Source organism: Paenarthrobacter sp. 2TAF44 (assembly GCF_052114885.1).
GTDB lineage: Bacteria > Actinomycetota > Actinomycetes > Actinomycetales > Micrococcaceae > Arthrobacter.
In genome coordinates this window covers 299,570-318,144 of the sequence record NZ_JBFRFP010000001.1, presented here as the reverse complement: position 1 = coordinate 318,144, position 18,575 = coordinate 299,570, and the positions used below count along the sequence as shown (strand labels likewise).

The window sequence follows — 18,575 nt, the reverse complement described above, 5'->3', positions numbered from 1 at the left end:
CCATTTCAGGACGGCTTGGCGGGCGCAGGTCACAGCCCGTAACAGGAAACGAAGTTGGAAGAAAGTCTTGACGCCTCCACATGCTCGTGTAACGATAAACGCATCCTAAAGCACACTTTCTCGTGATGCATCCCGGATCTCCCGTTTATCGTTACATGCCGAGGCTTTCCCTTGGCGTGGACGCGTAGCAAGGAAGGTGCGCAGTTTATGAAAATCCAACCCATTAATCGCAGGGGATTCCTCGGTCTTACCGCCGCAGGTGTGGCAGCCGCAGCTCTTAGTGGCTGCAAGGTCAACACCTCGAGCTCTGCAGGTGGCAGTTCTTCCGGCAAAGGTGCCCTGACCATCATGGGCAACGATGGTGAGATCACCAAGGATGTGATCTCCGCCTGGCAGCAGCTCAACGCCGATGCTCCCATCACCTTTATCAAGTACGACGAAACCCGCCTCAACGCCATGCTCGCTGCCGGCACGCCCCCGGACCTGGTCCGCGGTGCCGGAGCCCAAGTCACTCCTTATCTGGCTTCCCGAAAGATTGCGAAACCGCTGGATGACTACCTTTCCGGCAGCTCCCTCATCCACTCGGACGACCTCGAAGCAATCAACGATGTGTGGAAGTGGGATGGCACCCGGCAGGGCAGCGGCAGCACCTACGGACTGACCAAGGACTGGAGCCTGGACATGATGTTCTGGTACAACCAGTCTGTTTTCGAGGAAGTAGGTGCCAGGGTTCCTGATAGCGCTAATCCGCTTACTTACGACGAATTGCTGGACGTTGCCAAGAGCATGACCGCAACCTCCGGCGGCAAGTCTTCCCGCTATGGTTTGTTCGCAACAGCTCCTGATGTCGCGTTCCTTCAGGGCATGCTCGCCACAACCGGCGTCTCGCTGTTCAGTGAAGATTTGAAGAAGGTGGACTTCAGTTCACCCGAGGCTCAGAAGGCCGTGGGCTGGCTGGCAGATGTAGCGAAAGCCAAAGCTGGCTACACACTCCTGGATCCCAACCCCGACGGCTGGGACTGGCCCCCGTTCAGTTCAGGCCGGCAGGCCATGCAGAGTGCCGGATACTGGCTGACTGGCGTCGTGTCCGGCGACACGAAGGCGCCCGACTTTGCCCGTATGGCACCTGCGCCCTTGTTGGGCAAGGAGCGGGTAAGCCCCACCACCAGCGCCACAGGCCATTGGATTCCCGCCAAGGCCAAAAATCCAGACGGAGGCTTCGCCTTCCTCGAATGGTTCACTGCCGGGCAGCCCGCAAAGGACCGTGCAGCAACCGGTGGTGGTCTGCCCGTCATGAAGAACCTTCGTTCCAGCCTTCCTGCCAAGGAGGCGTACCAGAAGTCAGCTCTGGAAACCCAGACGGCCGAGGACAAGTACGCCAAGGTGTTGAGCTTTTCCCCATACGCAACCGTCACGGCGCTGACAGCTGCAGTTTCGGAGCAGTTCCCCAAGCTGGTCCAGGGATCCCTGACGGCCGGGCAGTTCGCCGATCAAGTCAACACCAAATGCAACGCACTCCTCGCCGAGGGTGTTTCGCGTATCGGCGGTTGACATGGCTTCGACGCTAAGCGTTGCCCGTCCCGTACGGCGGGGCAGCCCATTGACCAAGCGGCGTAGCCGGGCTTTTTACCTCTTCATCTCGCCCTGGCTCATCGGCACCGTCCTGCTCACGATCTTTCCGCTCGCCTACGCCCTGGGTGTCAGCTTGACCGACTGGGACGGCGTGAGCCCGGGTTTTCGCTGGGTGGGTGCGCAGAACTATCTCGACGTCCTGGGCGACCCTGAAACGTGGGCGAGCATGTCGCGGTCTGCAGTCCTGGCTGTTGTCGTAGTGCCTCTTACGGTGGCGGGCAGTCTCGGTCTGGCCATCCTGCTGAACCAGAAGGTGCGACTGAGGTCTTTCTGGCGGACCATGATCTACCTCCCCGCCGTCTTCCCCCCAGTGGCGTCGGCATTGAGTTGGAAGCTGGTGTTTGACCGGGATTCCGGCGCCATCAACGCTGTCCGTGCCTGGTTCGGGCAGGACGCCGTGAACTGGATGACGGGGCAGCAAGTGTTCGTGGTCCTGCTGGCCGTGATGCTTTGGGGCATTGGTGCCGGCATGATCATCAACCTCGCTGCGCTGCAGGATGTTTCCCCGGAGCTCCTGGAGGCCGCAACGTTGGATGGAGCCGGACCTTGGCGCCGGTTCACGGCAGTGACACTTCCCACCATCTCGCCAGTGCTCCTCTTCCAGACCGTGACTTCGACCATCGGCGTTCTGCAAACTTTCGTTCCCGCCCTTTTGCTTTCCCCGACCACTGGCGCAGCTGCTGTCACGGCGGTTCCCGAAGCCAACAGGATTTTCATGATCGACGTCTATGCACAGTACTTTGCCTACTCCCGCTACGGTTATGCCTCAGCGATGTTGTGGCTGTTCTTCCTGGCCATCCTGGTGGTAACGGTCTTGTTCTTCCGTGCGAGCCGAAAGACTGTCTTCTATTCCGTGGATCCTTCCAGCGATGGAGGGAAGTAGATGACCCTCAAGGAACTGCAGTCATCCAAACGGGCGCATCCCTACCCGGTGCAGTCACCTGGTCATGAGCGGGGCACGCGAAGCCGATCGGGCATTCGGCGACGGTCGACCATTCTGGTCACGGCCGTCCTCGTGTTCATCACTGCCCTTGTTGCCTTTCCCATGTACTGGGTGCTGGCCACGGCGTTCAAATCGCCTGAGCAGTTGTACTCAGGGATCGCCGTTCTGTGGCCGCTCCCATCGCACATCGAGAACTTCGTAGAGGCACTAACGAGGATCCCCTTCCTTCCGTACATGCTGAACTCCCTGTTCCTGGCCACGGTCAACGGAGTCCTTACTACGCTGTCTTCGGCATTGGTCGGTTACGGTTTTGCCAGGCTCCGCGGGCCGGGAAAGGGAATTCTTTTCGGAGTACTCATCGCCATGATGATGATGCCCGGCATCGTGACACTCATTCCCACCTATCTGTTGTTTTCGCAGGTGGGACTTGTGGGGAATTACTGGCCTTGGGTGATCTGGGGATTGGTGGGATCTCCCTATCTGATCTTCCTCTACCGCCAGTTCTTTGCCGGCCTTCCCAAGGAACTGGAGGAGGCGGCCATCCTTGACGGGTGCGGACAATTCCGCATATTCACCAGGATCTTTCTCCCTATCTCCAAACCGATCGTCGTCACCGCCTTCGTCATGTCATTCCTGGCGGTCTGGGGCGATTTCATAGCTCCCAACCTTCTCTTGGATCAGAGCAACACCACCTTGGCAGTTGCGTTGTCATCCGGGTACGTCAATGAAAGGGGTTTCCCACTAAACAACCTCATAGCCGCAGGATCCATCCTTTACGTGATACCTGTAGTTCTGGTCTTCTTCTTCGTCCAGCAGCGCTACACGCAAAGTTTTAGTTCTGCCGGCATCAAATAAGTTTTGTGGAAATGGGGTCTGCAATGGTCACGATGTCTGACGTAGCGCGGCTGGCAGGAGTGTCAACAATGACGGTATCCAACGTCGTGAACGGCCGGCGGTCTGTAAATCTGGACATCCGCAAGCGTGTCCTGGAGGCTGTGGAGGAGAGCGGTTACGTCATGAACCGTTCTGCAAGGACCTTGCGCACCGGGACCACCGGGGTGATCGGGTTGGCGGTTCCTGCCCTCAGCCACGCCTATTTCGGTGAACTCAGTGGCAGGGTTATTGCCCAGGCCGCCGAGCTCGGATACCGCGTGGCCGTTGAGCAGACCGGTCTGCACATCGAAGACGAACTCGACGCCGTCGCAATGTCGCGCAATCTGGAATACGACGGCCTGATTCTCTCTGCACTGGTACTGGGGCCGGAGGAAGCCAGCCTTCTGAACCAGTCCATACCCCTGGTCCTCCTCGGCGAAAAGATATACGGCGATGCCGTTGATCACGTGGTGATGCCAAACGCAGAAGGAGCCAAGGCGGCCACTGCACATCTGGTGGAGCAAGGGTGCCAACGCATCGCCTGGGCGAGTAACTACTCTCCCGAAACCGAGCTCCACAATGTTGTACTGGATCGTCTTAAGGGCTACCGACAGAGCTTGGCGGACGCAGGACTCAGCGACGACCCTTCCCTGCACGTGCCCATGGATCAACCCAGCATGGAGCATGCCGCTGATGGCATCAAGAAGCTGGTCCACGACGGTATTGAATTCGACGGCGTGGTAGCCGTTACCGATGCGGTCGCCTTCGGGGTGATTCGAGGTCTTAAGGACGCCGGCTTGCGGGTTCCGGAGGACGTGAAGGTCATCGGTTTCGATGACGTCCAGCAGGCAGCATTTTCCGTTCCGTCCCTTTCCACCATCGCACCGGACCATGACTGGATGGTCCGGTCCTCACTCTCCCTTCTCACCGAACGGATTAAAGACCGTTCCCCCCGCCCCGGGCGCGAGCTCGTGGCCCCTTTCCGGCTCATCGTCCGGGAATCAACCAGCTGAATCACACATAGACTTTGGAGAAATCTTGACCATGGCATCTTCGCCCCGGCTCGTCGTCAATCTGGACATTGCGGGTCCCACCATCAGCCGTCACGTCTACGGCCATTTCGCCGAACATTTGGGCCGTTGCATCTACGGTGGTTTTTGGGTGGGGGAGGACAGCGAAATACCCAACACCCGTGGCATCCGGAATGATGTGGTGGAAGCCCTGCGCGAGTTGCGCATCCCAAATCTTCGCTGGCCCGGCGGTTGCTTCGCCGATGAATACCACTGGCGTCACGGCGTCGGCCCTCGTGAGCAGCGCCCCGTGATGGTCAATTCCCATTGGGGCGATGTCGTAGAAGACAATTCGTTTGGCACCCATGAGTTCATGGACCTCTGCGAAATGCTCGGCGCGGACGCCTACGTCAACGGCAATGTGGGTTCCGGCACGGTCCAGGAAATGAGCGAATGGATCGAATACCTCACCCGCGCCGATGATTCACCTATGGCTCGCCTGAGGCGACAGAACGGACGCGACCAGCCCTGGAAAGTCCCCTTCTTCGGCATCGGCAACGAACCTTGGGGGTGCGGTGGCAACTTCCGGGCTGAGGCCTACGCAGACTTGGCCCGGCAGTACAGCACCTTTGTCCGCTCCCACAACGGCAACGATGTTTACCGGATAGCAGCCGGCGCCAACGACGACGACGTGGCATGGACCAAAGCCCTGATGGAAGCGCTTCATGACAAGGGCGGGCCAGGCCGCAAGAGCTCCCCATATCAAGGTGTCTCGCTCCACTACTACACGATGTCCGGTCACTGGGACAGCAAAGGCTCCGCCACGGAATTCAATGAGGAAGAGTACTGGAAGACGGTCAAGGCCGCCCATCACATTGAGACCCTGCTGACTGCGCACTCCACCATGATGGACGTCTACGATCCGCACAAGGCGGTGGGGTTGGTCCTGGACGAGTGGGGCACATGGTGGGACGTAGAGCCCGGCACCAACCCCGGCTTCCTCTATCAACAGAACACCATCCGCGACGCCCTGGTGGCAGCAATCCACTTTGACTCCTTTCACCATCATGCAGACCGGCTGGTCATGGCGAACATCGCCCAAACGGTAAATGTCCTGCAAGCCATGCTGCTCACGGATCCAGAGAGCGGAGCGCTCGTAAAGACGCCAACGTTCCACGTCTTCGCCATGAACGCAGGGCATCAGGATGCCACCGCGTTGCATACCCACCTTGACTCTGACGGCTCGCACACTCTGGAGGGGGAGCAGGTCCCCACGTTCACTGCCTCCGCCAGCACCAAGGATGGCCAGGTTCTGATCTCCATGGCCAACCTGGAACTGGAGGACGAAAGCGAGGTGGTGCTGGACCTTCGCGGCGGCTCCCTGGAGCAGGTGGAAGCACTGGTGCTTTCCGGCGACAAAGTTTCAGCGTTCAACGCGCCCGCACACCCCGACGCCGTCACGCCGCGCTTCCTCGAAGTTGAAGAACGCGAGGGCCAGTTGGTACTGCGTCTTCCAGCCCACTCTTTCGCGACCGTTCGGGGAACACTGTCTGGTCAGGTCCCTGTAGTCACTGCTGCAGCGGCCGCGACGTCCAGCCCCACCACGGGCAGCAAGCCCTGCTTGAACTGTTGAGATGACCATGACTTTTGACTACCGCCCCCTCAGCCAAATTCGGCTTCGCGAGGGCGTCTTTGCTGAAGCCCAGCGTGTGAACCGTGAAGCACTGCTGCGTCTGGATCCTGATCGTCTTCTGGCGCCCTTCCGTCGCGAAGCGGGCCTTCCCGCTGCGGCGGAGCTCTACGGCGGCTGGGAATCGACGGGACTCAACGGCCACACGGCAGGGCACGTCCTGTCAGCTCTTGCCCACGCGGTAGCCGGGGACGGTGACTCACGTCTGGAGAAGATGCTTGGAAGCTTGCTGTCCGGACTCCGGGAAGTTCAGCAGGCCTCCGGTACAGGATACTTGGGCGGCGTACCTCAAGGGCGGCAGCTCTGGGACGAGCTCATTCAGGGAGACATTAGAGCCTCCCCCTTTGAGCTCAACGGGCGCTGGGTTCCCCTGTATAACCTGCACAAGACGCTGGCGGGCTTGGTGGATGTCGCATGGAATGTTCCCTCCGCGGAGGCGGACCAGATCCTGGATGACTTGGCGAGTTGGTGGCTGGAGACCACGGACCGACTGGACCAGGAAGCACTCGAGCTCATGATGCAAACCGAGTTCGGCGGACTTACTGAAGCGTTCGCCCGCCTGGCACTTCTCCGGCAGGATGGTCGCTACCTTCAGCTGTCCATCAGGTTCATTCGGGAAGAGCTGATAACCCGGGTGCTGGCTCTGCCGGGCGAAACAACGCAGGACTCACTTGCGGGCCTTCACGCCAACACCCAGATTCCCGTCGTGGTGGGCTACGCCGCAATTGCCAGGGCTGCCCGCGAACTGGGTTTGGAAGATGCAGCGACAGCGCGGATAGGGCAGGCCGCCCGAGACTTTTTCGACGACGTCGTTGCGTGGCGCAGCAGCGCCATGGGCGGCAACAGTGTTCGGGAGCACTTCCACCGCAGGGACGACTTCTCCCCAATGTTCCTCGGCCGGGAGGGCCCCGAGAGCTGCAACAGCTACAACATGGTCAAGCTGGCAGCCGAGCTCCATCTCCTGAACGGGGAGGACCGGTACCTGGACTACATCGAGGTCACGCAATGCAGCCATGTGCTATCCACGCAGCACCCTGGGCACGGTGGCCTGGTCTACTTCACTTCCCACCGTCCCGGCCACTACCGGATGTATTCGCCGGAACAGGACGGCTTTTGGTGCTGTATGGGCTCCGGCTACGAGGCTCACGCAAAGCATGCTGCGCACGTGTACGTCGCCAGTGGCGACGAACTCCGTATCAGCTGGCTTTTGGCCACGGAACTCAACTGGACGGAGCAGGGCGTCCGGGTCACCATTGATTCGGCCTTACCCTCAGGGAACACCGCATCCGTCCGTGTGAGAGTGGAGGAACCGCGGGAATTCACCCTGGCCATCCGCGTACCGCAATGGGCGCGAGGTGCCAAAGCCACACTGAGCGACGGCGGCAGGATCGACGGCGGCAGGATCGAGGAGGACAGGGGTTGGTGGCGACTGCGCCGCGTGTGGGACGGGACGGAGGAGATCCTGCTAAGTCTGGAGCGTGAACTGCAGGTGGTCCGGGCCGCGGATGATTCTCCATGGGCCTGGATCAGATACGGACCCACTGTCATGGCCGAGGAGATCCCGGACGATGGACTGCCCTACCGGGCAACGGGGGCCAGGGCCGCCCACATCGCTTCAGGGCCGCTCAGGCCGCTGGCGGAGACGCCTGTTCTGCTTGCCAGTGGGCTGGAAACCCACTCCGAAGGGGGCGAAGAGCTCTCGGTTCTCGCCTCGGATGGGCAGAGGCTGACGCTTAAGCCTCTGCACAGGATCCACGATGCCCGGTACCGGCTCTCTTGGCCCATGGCTCAGGACGAAATGCAGATCAGCGAAATCCAGGGGAAGTTGGCGGAACAAGACAGGGCATCTACCGCCTTGGAAGCACGGGTAGTGGACGGGATCACCTTCGGGGAGCAGCAGCCTGAACTCGATCATGAGGTTAGCGCCCAGCATGCTGAGCGTGGAATGACACCCGACGGGGCACACTGGCTGCGCCCCAAGGAGCCGCTCTCACTGGTGCTGCGTGACTGGACGATGATCGGCACGAGCCTTCGCATTGAAAGCGTGCCGGGGGAGGATCAGGAATCGTTCCTTCTCTCCGGGGCAGACAACGGGACGGCAGCAACAGTCAGGCAAGGGCCGGACGGTACCAGTGAGATTCAGTTCAACAGCAACGGCAGCTCGGAGGCCCGGCTGCTCATTGCTCCTCGGCCGGGCCACACGATGCCAAGGCTAAGGCGCCTGCTGCTCTTGACCGATGCCGCGGATTCGTTGGCCTGAAAAGTTGGGGTCCTCACTGCATCATCTGCAGTGAGGAACCCCAAGGGCTTTTCTTACTGGACCGACCACGCACCGTCCGATGGCAGGACGGCGCCGGAGATGTTGGTTCCGTCCTCGCTGAGGAGGAACGTGATGGAGGCAGCCAGCTGCGAGGCCACAGCAACAGGTGGGATTATCTGCATGAACGGAGCCAACCGGTTCGCCCCGAGCTCCGAGCCAAAGGTGGCCTCGATGCCTGTTGCAACCGGGCCCGGGGCGACTGCGTTGACGCGGATTCCCTGGGGCGCGTACATAAAGGCAGTACTGCGGGTCATTCCGAGAACTGCGTGTTTGGACGCGGTGTACGCGAGCCCTGCAGAGTTGCCGCGGAGCGCGGCTTCGGAGGCAACGTTCACGATGGAACCGCGTCCGGCAGCCAGCATGGCCGGTAGTACGGCGCGGGTCAGGCGGAACATTCCGTCCACGTTGACCGCGAACACCCGGTTCCAGACGTCATCGGCCACCTCGTGCAAGGGGGTCATGTCGTCCATGATTCCGGCGACGTTTGCCAAGGCATATATCCGGTCTCCAGCGGCTTCAACAATCCTCAGAATGTCTTCGTCCTTGGTGATGTCGGCCTGCACTGTCACCACGTCAGCCTGCGGGTGATCCATCGCCAGTGAGTCGAGCCGGGCGGCTGCGATGTCTACGGCAATCACCCTTCCCCCTTCCCGGGCAATCCTGGAAGCAGTGGCGCGGCCGATCCCGGAGCCGGCGCCCGTGACGATGACGGTCTTGCCCAGGAATCTGCCGTCGGTGATGCGTTCCTGCCACAGGGCGTCGTCGATGTCCTCGGCGTCCTCCTCGGGTTCCATTCCACCATTTGCTTCCCTCACCAGATGATCAAGCAGGGACTGCGGGAACTGTCCGCCACCGAGTTCAACGAGCTGTTGCAGGGCAAGGTGATCGATGGGTTTCAGGGCTGATTCGTCCTGTCCGGCCTCGTTAAGCATTCCCCGAAGGAGGGGACCGCCAGCGGGATGGGCGAGCCATTCCCGAATAGGACGCGAGCCGGTTAGTGCTTTGATGTTGTTGGTCATTTTGCTCCTTCGAGGGCCGGTGCTGGATTGAGCTCGGTTGTTATGTTTTCGGGAATTTCTGTTTCGTCCATGGCGGGCTTGGCACCGTTGAGACCAGTCCATCGGGCACGCAGGGTGTGAGCTGCCGCTTTTGGTTTTCTGTCCCGGCTAAAAACGCCCTTACGGTTGCCGTCCACGCGGTGGATCCCGTTCGACGTTTGGAAGTCGGCGAAGTTCCAGACGTGTTCACCTACGAAGCCATCAATCCTGTCAAAGACGCGGTGGTTCATGGCGAGGAACGATTGCTGGTACTCCTCGCTCCAAGGCATGTCCCAGATGGAGTGTTGTCCGGGCATGGTGTCTGCCCCGTATTCGCTCATCATGATGGGTTTGCCGAAGGCCTCCAGCCAGCCGCGGAGGTCACGTTCAAGGTAGTCTTCTGCGGTCTTAAGATCCCCTGTGAAGATGTACCAGCCGTAGTAGCGATTAATGCTGAGGACGTCGAAGAGGTCTGCGATTTTGTCGTTCTGGAAGGTAGCAAACATGACTGCGGCGTACGTCAGCGGACGCGTTTGATCGAGCTCACGGGCCAGTTGAACGAGCGGCTCGAAGAACTCCCGGGCCCCATCCTCGTTCGAGGCCGGTTCGTTGGCGATACTCCACATGACAACGCTTGGGTGGTTCTTATCGCGTGAGATGACCTCGCGAAGGTGTTGTGCGTGGGCCGCCTGGGTTTCGTGGTTGAAGGTGTCCGGCGAAAACGTGGGCTTGGGGCCCACCCCTGTCAGCCCTCCCTGGACCCCCAGGTTCAGTCCGACGGCGGCAGTTTCATCGACGACGACGATGCCGTGGCGGTCAGCGAATTCCAGAACCTCCTCCGCGTAGGGGTAGTGCGAGGTCCTGAACGAGTTGGCGCCCACCCAATCCAGCAACTGGAAGTCGTGCACAAGGTAGGCGTTGTCGTGACCTTTGCCCCGAACGGCTGTGTCCTCGTGCTTACCGAAGCCAGTAAAGTAGAAGGGCTCTCCGTTGATAAGGAACTGGGTCCCGCGGACTTCGACGGTCCTCACACCGAACGGCTCTGTATAGCTGTCAATCACGTCTTCGCCGTCGAGGAGCTCTACCACCAGGTTGTAGAGGTAGGCTGCACCGGGTCGCCACAGCAAGACGTCGTCAATAGTGAGTGTTCCTTGGCTGCCTTCTGCGGATGAAACTTCCTGGCCTGTAGCATCTAGGACCCGGACACGGACCGACGTTTGGTGATTGGTTTCGACAGAATAATCGACGACGCCGGTTCGGCCAATAACGCCGGTAACAACGGTGATGTCGCTGATGTGGCGTTCTGGCTTGCTGTAGAGCCACACTGACCTCGCCAGGCCAGCGTAGTTGTAGAAGTCATGCAGGTAGGTCTGTTGGCGTCGGCCGTCCTGGCTGACGCTGATGCTGCCAGGTGGGATGGTGGCACTGGTCAGTTCATTGTTCACCCCAACGGTGAGCCTGAATTCACCTCCGGGTGAGACGTGGTCGGTGATGTCTGCTTCAAAGGGCGTGTAGCCACCGACGTGCCGGGCTACCAGGACGTCGTCAACATAGACCTTGCCCTCGTGCGTGGCTGCGTCCAAACGGAGCAAAACCCTTTCCCCGGTCCAGCCCCGCGGTACGCGCACCGTCCGCTGGTACCACACCCAGCCCACGTGGTCCCGGATCTTCTGGTCAGCAAAGAGGTCGTTATAACTCGAGGGGACAGGGGCTTCGAGTCTGCCCCCCAGGACGCCTCTCCAAGGCTGGGGAACGTCTGCATCTTCAAGGGCGAAGCGCCAAAGACCGTCCAGGTTGATAAGTTCTCGGGTAATTGTAGGGCGGGGCTTAAGCAATGTATTTTCTCCTGCTTGGCTGTCAATGAGATAACTGGCTGGCGATGGTGTCCAGGGTGCGGAACACGGCAATTGTGTCTTTCGCCGGATGTATTGGGTGGTGGATTTCCCCGGCCCGGATTGCTTCGCTGGCGGCTCTGAGCATGGGGACGTAGCCGTTGCCCTCGCGGGCGTGATCGATGGGTTCAGGAGCGAACATTTTTTCCCAGGAACCGGCGTGAATCTGGAGAGTGGTGGATGTCCAGAACATGCCTGGGATGGTGATCCAGCCCTTGGCGCCGTTGATAGCGGCGGAGGGATCGACGAATTCGGTCATTGAACTCGCGCATTGCGCAAACTCGCCCCCTGCGAAGTCAAGGGTGAAATGTTCGGCGAAGTCCAGCCCATCGGCTCTAAGGCGGCCATGGGCCGTTATGGATGTTGGCTCACCGAAGATTGAGTGGGCCAATGTCACCGGGTAGATCCCTTGATCAAGGAGCGTTCCTCCGCTGCGCGCGATGTCCCATCTGCTGCCACCATCGGCGATCAGGGGAAAGCCAAATCCAGCTCGGACGCTGGACGGCTTTCCGATGATTCCGGTGCGTAGCAGCTCGAAAAGGTGTTGGAATGCGGGATTGAACTTCATCCACATAGCCTCCATGAGGAAGAGTCCTTGGCTTTCGGCCAGCGCAAAGAGGTCTTGCACCTCATCCGCGTTCAATGCCATGGGCTTCTCGACAACCACATGTTTGCCGGCAAGCAGCGCCTGGCGCGCCATGGCGGCATGCGTAGCAAATGGCGTCGCCAGATACACAACGTCAACGCCAGGGTCCCTGACAAGGGAATCGAAATCGTCGGTCCACCGGTCCAGGCCGAACTCCTCTGCGAAGCTGGCTGCATTCGCCGGGTTCCTGCTGAAGATCATTTCCACGTGGTCTCCGGGCAAGAGCTGCAAATCCGGCACTATGCTCCGGGAGATAGTGCCGGCCCCGGCGATAGCCCACCGCAATGGAGTTTGGGGACGCTGTGTCTCATCCACGGTTCCAGCCGTCATCCCGACACCCCTGCTTGGATATGCTGATCCCGGTGCAGCTCCGCAAGGCGATGGCGATCTGCCCGGCGTTTTTCTTGCTCCACAGGGTCTGCGATGGGAGCTGCGAGTAACAGCCTCTGGGTGTAGGGATGCTCTGGAGTGGAAGTTACCCGGTCGGCGGGGCCAGTTTCAACGATGTCCCCTCTGTAGACGACGCTGACGCGGTGGCTGATGTGCCGAACCACGGCCAAATCGTGCGAGACGAACAAGTAGGCAACACCTGTGCGCCGCTGGATGTCGATGAAAAGGTCCATGACGCGGGCCTGTGTGGAAAGGTCCAACGCGGAGACCGGCTCGTCGCAGACAATGAGTTTCGGTTCCGGCGCAAGTGCCCGGGCTATGGCGACCCGTTGACGTTGTCCGCCACTGAACTCCCGGGGCAAACGTTCGGCTGCGTCACCGGGCAGGCCGACTTGATCCAACAGCATGCGTACACGGGCCCGGGCTTCAGTGGCACTTGTTCCCTGGACGATGAGGGGCTCGCTCAGGGTGTCACCAATGGTCAGGGACGGGTTGAGGGAGGTATACGGGTCCTGGAAGACTACCTGGATGTCTTTGGACAGGGTACGGCGTTCCTTCGGAGTGGCATGGGTAATGTCAGAACCCCGGAAGGTGATGCGCCCACCACTGGGCTTTACAAGACCCAGCACTGCCCGCCCAATGGTGGTCTTTCCGGATCCGGATTCGCCCACGACGCCGAGTGTCTCACCCTCCGCGATTGTTAGGGAAACCCCGTGCAGGACTTCCACCTCCCGGGGCCGGAATCCGCGGCCTTTGAAGGCCACGCGGAGGTCTTTTACGTTCAATAGCGGTGTTGTCATCAGTTCTTTCCCCCGGTGGCCGTCACGACAGGCCTAGGCTGGTCGGTTCGAACGGTGTGCTCGTCGAGGATGGAGCCCAGAAGCAGTTGAGTGTATGAATGTTGCGGCTCCCGGAAGAGCTCCAGCGCGGTCCCTGATTCGACAACCCGGCCGTCCTGCATCACGGCGATCCGATCGCAGATATCTGCCACGACTCCAAAGTTGTGCGTTACGAGCAACACAGCCATGTTGAGCTCGGCCTGGAGGTCCCGTATCAGGTCCAGGATTTCGGCCTGGACTGTGACGTCAAGTGCCGTCGTGGGTTCATCGGCGATGAGGAGCTTGGGGCGGCTTGCCACGGCGCCTGCGATGAGGACGCGTTGTGCCATTCCGCCGGAGATCTGGTGCGGGTAGGAATTGAACGTTCGCTGGGGATCTTGGATACCCACACGTGCCAGCAGCGCTATCACCTTCGCCCTTGCCTCCCGGCGTGACATCCGGGCTGAGGCGCGGATGCCTTCGACGAGTTGGGCGCCAACTGTGTAGGAGGGGTCCAAATTCGACATGGGTTCCTGCGGGATGTACGCGATCTCGCGTCCTCGCAGGGTGCGTAGCCCTTGCTCCGAAAGACCGATCAGATGGCGGCCATCCAACTGAATAGCGCCTTGTGTGATCACGGCCTCGGGCGGAAGCACACCGAGGATGGCAAACGCGGTCTGCGTCTTTCCGGAGCCGGATTCACCCACCACGCCCAGGGTTTCACCTGCACGCAGGCTGAGGCTGACTCCCTTCACCACTTCCCTCAGCTGGCCTGATGGAGTGGGGTAAGCGATGGCCAGGTCGTCAACCGAGAGCAGGTCCGCCGCTGAACCTTGGATGCTGTCCGTGGTGGGGGTAATTACTCTGGGGGTATTTGTTCTGGGCGCCGAAGCCTTGGATGGTTTCAGCTTTGCTCCCTCAAAGGCGTCCCGGAGGGAATTTCCGAGCAATACAAGGGAAGCAGTAAGCGTGCCGAGCATGACGCTGGGCCAGATGAATTGGGTGGGATCGACATAAAGGTTTGTGAAGCCGTCGGCGATCATTGCACCAAAGCTGGGAACGAGGTTGGACCCAACGCCGAGAAAGGCCAGGCCGGACTGCAGGCTGATCGCCGAACCTATCAGGAACGCTGCGGCGACGATGATGGGCCCACGGACAGCGAACAGCACGTGGCGGCCCAGGATTCTAAGGTTGGACAGTCCGGAGACGCGGGCGGCATCGACGTAGAGTTCGTTCTTCACGCCAAGGACCAGGTTCCTCACGATGCGATAGACCCCGGGGGAGAGCAGCACTCCAAAGATCAGCATGGTTGCCCGGTAGTCGCCCTTGGTCACGGGCATCAGGACGATCAGGAGCAGCAGCCCGGGGAACGTCATGATGAGGCTGAAGACCCACTCTGTCGCGGTTCGGAGCCGTCGGCCGAAGTATCCGCCGATAAGGCCAAAAGTTATTCCGATAGCCAGGGCAACGCTTGCTCCAATCAGGCCTGCGATCAGGCTGGTGCTGATTGAATGGAGGAGCCGGGAAGCGATGTCGCGTCCGTTCTGGTCGGCTCCGAGGGGGTATCCCGGGGTGCCAGGTGTGGCGTTTATCGCATTGAGTTGTGCCTCATTGGGATCGTGCGGGGCGATCCAGGGAGTGAGAAGACCCAGGATGATGATGACCAGTAGCAGGACCGAAGTAATCACTGCCTGAGGGTCGGTGGCGAGTTTCCGTAGCGGAGACTTCCGGGGTGGGGCTGCCAACCCGGAAGTCACGCTGAGTTCTTCGATGCTCAATAGATTCTCGCCTTCGGGTTGAGCCAGCCGTTCACTACGTCTGTGATGAGGTTCACCGTGACAACCAACATGACGCTGAACAAAGTGATGCCCATGATGATGGGGATATCGCCCTGGAGCGAGGCGTTGAATGCGTAAGCGCCAAAGCCAGGAAGCGCGAACACGTTCTCGATGATGAGCGCACCACCGAGCATTTGAATAAATTCAAGGGACAGGACAGTCAGGGCAGGACTTGCAGCATTCCGAAGCGCGTGGCGAAGCACGATCGACCGCGTCGGTACACCACGGGTCCGCAGGGTACGGACGTAGTCTTTCCTGAGCTCCCCGATCATGGTGCCGCGGATCTGTGCAGCCATGCTGGCCACTCCACCAATGACAAGCACAATGACAGGGATAGTGATCGATGCCGCCCACTTTCCAGGATTCTGCGCAAAGGGAGTAAAACCGGTGGCAGGCAGCAACTTCAGATTCACGGCGAACACAGCCACAAGGACTATGGCGATGAGCAACCCGGGGACGACGTAACCTATCAAGGACAAGCCTTGGGAAACCTTATCGGCGAGTCCTCCTCGGGTTGCCGCCCAGACGCCCAGCGCAACGCTGACGAGCACTGTGATGATGAGCGCGGTGACGACCAGCGACAGCGTGACGCCCAGACGCGCAGCAACGGCAGGCGCCACTGGTTGGCTGGTGAAAAGAGAAGTACCGAAATCACCGGTCAGTACCGAGCCGAGCCAGTCCATGTATTGGACGATGGCCGGCCGATCGAAGCCAAGCTGGGTCATCAGTGCTTTCAGGGATTCTGGCGTCGCTGCACTGCCCAGGCGTTCGCGGGCAACAGATTCCAAGGATCCGCTGAGGAGGAAGAAAGTGATGAGGGTGACGAGCAGCGCAAGGACAATGCCTGCACCAAGACGTCGGAGGGCGTAACTGATCATGACCCGCGGCCCTATTTTCCAGATACGCCGAAGTCACGTACGGTCGGCAAAACCACCCCGGTAGGGAGGAAATCAATGCCCGGAGCTGTCGCCCAGAGCGTGCCTACGTAGGCGATCGGCGCGTTCAATGCCTGCTTCACGGTGTATTCGTTGACCTTCTTATACAGAGCATCGCGGGCTGTATCGTCTGGTTCGGTGGCAATGGACTGAAGCAACTTGTCGAATTCAGGGTCCTGCCACTTGAAGGGGTTGAGGAAGGCTTCAGGGGCGTACATGTCGCCCACCTGACGGCCCGCGCTGTTCAGACCGTAGAACCACAGAACCGCCGGATACTTCTTCGAGGCAATTGATGATGCCGTATTCTGCGGAGGCACAGGTTCCCACGTCACCTTCACCCCGATGTCCGAAAGAGCCTGCGTGATCACCGGCTCGAAGGACTGGGAGATCACCGTGCTTGGCATCGTCATGGAGAAACCGTCGGCGTATCCTGCCTCAGCCAATAGCTTGCGTGCCTTCGCCGGATCGAAGCTGTAGGCATCTTCAAGCCCGGGATCGTATGCTCCACTGTTGGGGTCGAACACCTGGACCGTGGGCTTACCCAGTCCATTGAGGAGGGCCTTGACCACCTGTGCCCGGTCAAAGGCCATGTTGATAGCCTCGCGCACCTTTACATTGGCCAGGGCAGGAACGAGTTCTCCCTTCCGGTCGGCCAGGACGAGAACGAGAGCGGCCGTAGCCTGCACCTCCTTGACTGCGAATCCTGCACCTTCGGCCTGCTTGCGTTGCGGGGCCTGGATCAGGGCTGCCTTTACTTCCCCTGCCTGGAGCGCGTTGTACTGGGCGGTCCTGTCCTGGATGACCTTGACCTTCACGGTCTTGAATGGATAGGCCGAGGCGTTCCAGTAGTCATCCCGGCGTTCCATGACGTACTCGGTGCCGTCGACAGTCTTGTCCGAGAGGACGTAGGGTCCGGAGCCAGTTGGGCGGAGTTTGGTGGTGTCGGACGCCAACGTGTCCGCGTCACCAATGACGCCTGTGGCTTGCGCCAGATAGTTCAGCAGCGATGGTTCCGGAGCGGAAAGCTGAATAACTACTGTCGAGGCATCGGGGGCGGAAATGGAGGACACCTTGGCGAGCTTGGGCTGTTGCTGGCCCGGTGTCGTCCTGGTCCTCTCCAAGGTTGCGGCTACGTCCTTGGAAGTGACGGCGTCTCCGGAACTGAACTTCAGGTCGCTGCGAAGCTTGAGGGTCAGCGTGCGCAGGTCATCAGAATATTTCCAGCTCTCAGCCGCGTTGGGACGGATCTTGTTGTCCTTGTCCACCATGAGAAGGGTGTCGAAAATTGATGCCCAGATGTAGGACTGCTGTCCTTCAGCGAGCTGGGCCGGGTCCAACGAAGCCGGCTGGGCTTGAACGGCAATGCTGAGTTCCTCGTTGCGTGAGGAATTAGTAGGTTCCGACGCCGGCGCGGAAGAGGAACACGCCGCCGTGGAGAGTAGCGCTGCTACCGCGACGGCGGCTACTGCCGCACGGGTCAGTGATGTGGTTCGGGACAAGACAGGGAACATGTCTTGAGACTCCTTTGTCATTGAGGAAAAGCTTCTGGAGATTTTTTGGGGGGCCATTGTTTGGGCCATTTAGTCTGGGGTGACCGATATCACTAGCAAAGCACTAGAAAAGCGAAAAGGCAACCGATTGCCATCATTTTAAAAAAATTAATGTTGCCCTGAAATCCTGTTGCATTTCGGGTACTCCAAATGACCACCTGGAATTCAGAAATAAAGTGTCCGGAATTCGGGGCGGTCTTGTCTTGCTAAATCCTGCGGTGGAAGTTTGTGGTCTGTTGAGATCAGCTTTGCGACATGAATTCAGTCATTTCTTGTTTGAACTTCATGAGTGGGTAACCGTTAAGGGCAAGGAATGACTGTGATACTGCCGCCGTCAGATCCAGGGAAGGGTCGATAAGCCATTGCATGCGAAGACCGCTCCATGCGGCCATCATTTGGCGGGCAACCCTGTCCGGATCGAGTTTGGGATCAGCAATTCCCTTGGCCTGGCGTCTTTTGACTCCTTCAGTGAACTCAAAAATCACCTGCTCATGGTGGGCCTTCAGGTACGCGTGGGCCGGATGTTCGGGGTTGACTGCTTCTGCGCTTAACGCGAGGAACAGGCGGGTCGTAGCTTGGTCATCCAGGGTCAGGTGAGCCATTGCGGGTGGAGGCCAGTCGGCCTTCCCGCCATCGATAACGTGAAACTCGGCCGTAAGGATGGCGCGATAATCCTCATCGGCCAGCTCCATGGCCGCGACAAGAATGTGGTCGCGCGTCGGGAAATGGTAGAGCATGGCGGTCTCGCTCATCGAGGCCCGCGCTGCCACCTCCGCCGTGGTCAAAGCTCGATGCCCCTTCTCCAGGACGACGTCGAGGGCGGCCCGGGCTACGGCAGACCGGCGCTCAAGTGTTTTTGCGTACCGCTTCCGGGGGGCTGTTGTCGAGTCCATGCACTAACGGTAGTCGAAAATTGAGTGTTACACCATAGGACTCCTGAAATTGAGCTACCTCCAAACGTCGCCAAAGAGAGTTTGGCTGTAAAAAGGGAGCATCACTCA

14 protein-coding genes are annotated in these 18,575 nt (G+C 59.8%); 6 read left to right on the top strand and 8 right to left on the bottom strand.

The features are described from left to right. Positions 1 to 207 precede the first annotated feature (207 nt). The 6 genes from AB4Z15_RS01350 to AB4Z15_RS01325 are packed head-to-tail and all read left to right on the top strand — an operon-like array spanning position 208 to position 8,408. Positions 208 to 1,551: an extracellular solute-binding protein gene (locus AB4Z15_RS01350; RefSeq protein ID WP_442015693.1), complete on the top strand. Its 1,344-nt coding sequence runs from the start codon at positions 208 to 210 to the stop codon at positions 1,549 to 1,551. Position 1,552: 1 nt separating this feature from the next. Further along, positions 1,553 to 2,515 (top strand): carbohydrate ABC transporter permease, encoded by a 963-nt coding sequence (locus tag AB4Z15_RS01345; protein ID WP_442005544.1) that lies wholly within the window; start codon positions 1,553 to 1,555, stop codon positions 2,513 to 2,515. Beyond that, positions 2,516 to 3,430 (top strand): carbohydrate ABC transporter permease, encoded by a 915-nt coding sequence (locus AB4Z15_RS01340; protein WP_442015692.1) that lies wholly within the window; start codon positions 2,516 to 2,518, stop codon positions 3,428 to 3,430. 11 nt (positions 3,431 to 3,441) lie between these two features. Further along, positions 3,442 to 4,461 carry a LacI family DNA-binding transcriptional regulator gene (locus tag AB4Z15_RS01335; protein WP_442015691.1) on the top strand — a complete coding sequence of 340 codons (1,020 nt, stop codon included), beginning with the start codon at positions 3,442 to 3,444 and terminating at the stop codon, positions 4,459 to 4,461. A gap of 31 nt (positions 4,462 to 4,492) precedes the next feature. Continuing rightward, positions 4,493 to 6,091 carry an alpha-N-arabinofuranosidase gene (locus AB4Z15_RS01330; RefSeq protein WP_442015690.1) on the top strand — a complete coding sequence of 533 codons (1,599 nt, stop codon included), beginning with the start codon at positions 4,493 to 4,495 and terminating at the stop codon, positions 6,089 to 6,091. Between the two features lies 1 nt (position 6,092). Continuing rightward, positions 6,093 to 8,408, top strand: a complete 2,316-nt coding sequence (locus tag AB4Z15_RS01325) for a beta-L-arabinofuranosidase domain-containing protein (protein WP_442015689.1) — start codon at positions 6,093 to 6,095, stop codon at positions 8,406 to 8,408. Positions 8,409 to 8,461: 53 nt separating this feature from the next. Here AB4Z15_RS01325 and AB4Z15_RS01320 read toward each other — a convergent pair whose 3' ends face one another. The 8 genes from AB4Z15_RS01320 to AB4Z15_RS01285 all read right to left on the bottom strand — a co-directional run bounded on the left by AB4Z15_RS01320 (position 8,462) and on the right by AB4Z15_RS01285 (position 18,467). Continuing rightward, positions 8,462 to 9,487, bottom strand: coding sequence for an SDR family NAD(P)-dependent oxidoreductase (locus AB4Z15_RS01320; RefSeq protein WP_442015688.1), 1,026 nt, complete (start codon positions 9,485 to 9,487; stop codon positions 8,462 to 8,464). Beyond that, positions 9,484 to 11,340 (bottom strand): beta-glucuronidase, encoded by a 1,857-nt coding sequence (uidA, locus tag AB4Z15_RS01315; RefSeq protein ID WP_442015687.1) that lies wholly within the window; start codon positions 11,338 to 11,340, stop codon positions 9,484 to 9,486. The genes AB4Z15_RS01320 and uidA overlap by 4 nt, the downstream gene beginning before the upstream one ends. Before the next feature lie 22 nt (positions 11,341 to 11,362). Then, positions 11,363 to 12,373, bottom strand: a complete 1,011-nt coding sequence (locus AB4Z15_RS01310; RefSeq protein WP_442015686.1) for a Gfo/Idh/MocA family protein — start codon at positions 12,371 to 12,373, stop codon at positions 11,363 to 11,365. After that, positions 12,370 to 13,233: an ATP-binding cassette domain-containing protein gene (locus AB4Z15_RS01305; RefSeq protein ID WP_442015685.1), complete on the bottom strand. Its 864-nt coding sequence runs from the start codon at positions 13,231 to 13,233 to the stop codon at positions 12,370 to 12,372. Before AB4Z15_RS01305 ends, AB4Z15_RS01310 begins: the two co-directional genes overlap by 4 nt. Next, positions 13,233 to 15,029, bottom strand: a complete 1,797-nt coding sequence (locus AB4Z15_RS01300; RefSeq protein ID WP_442015684.1) for a dipeptide/oligopeptide/nickel ABC transporter permease/ATP-binding protein — start codon at positions 15,027 to 15,029, stop codon at positions 13,233 to 13,235. Before AB4Z15_RS01300 ends, AB4Z15_RS01305 begins: the two co-directional genes overlap by 1 nt. Beyond that, positions 15,026 to 15,967, bottom strand: coding sequence for an ABC transporter permease (locus AB4Z15_RS01295; protein WP_442015683.1), 942 nt, complete (start codon positions 15,965 to 15,967; stop codon positions 15,026 to 15,028). Before AB4Z15_RS01295 ends, AB4Z15_RS01300 begins: the two co-directional genes overlap by 4 nt. A gap of 11 nt (positions 15,968 to 15,978) precedes the next feature. Next, positions 15,979 to 17,535 carry an ABC transporter substrate-binding protein gene (locus AB4Z15_RS01290; protein ID WP_442015682.1) on the bottom strand — a complete coding sequence of 519 codons (1,557 nt, stop codon included), beginning with the start codon at positions 17,533 to 17,535 and terminating at the stop codon, positions 15,979 to 15,981. 281 nt (positions 17,536 to 17,816) lie between these two features. Continuing rightward, positions 17,817 to 18,467: a TetR/AcrR family transcriptional regulator gene (locus tag AB4Z15_RS01285; RefSeq protein ID WP_442015681.1), complete on the bottom strand. Its 651-nt coding sequence runs from the start codon at positions 18,465 to 18,467 to the stop codon at positions 17,817 to 17,819. Between the last annotated feature and the right edge of the window lie 108 nt (positions 18,468 to 18,575).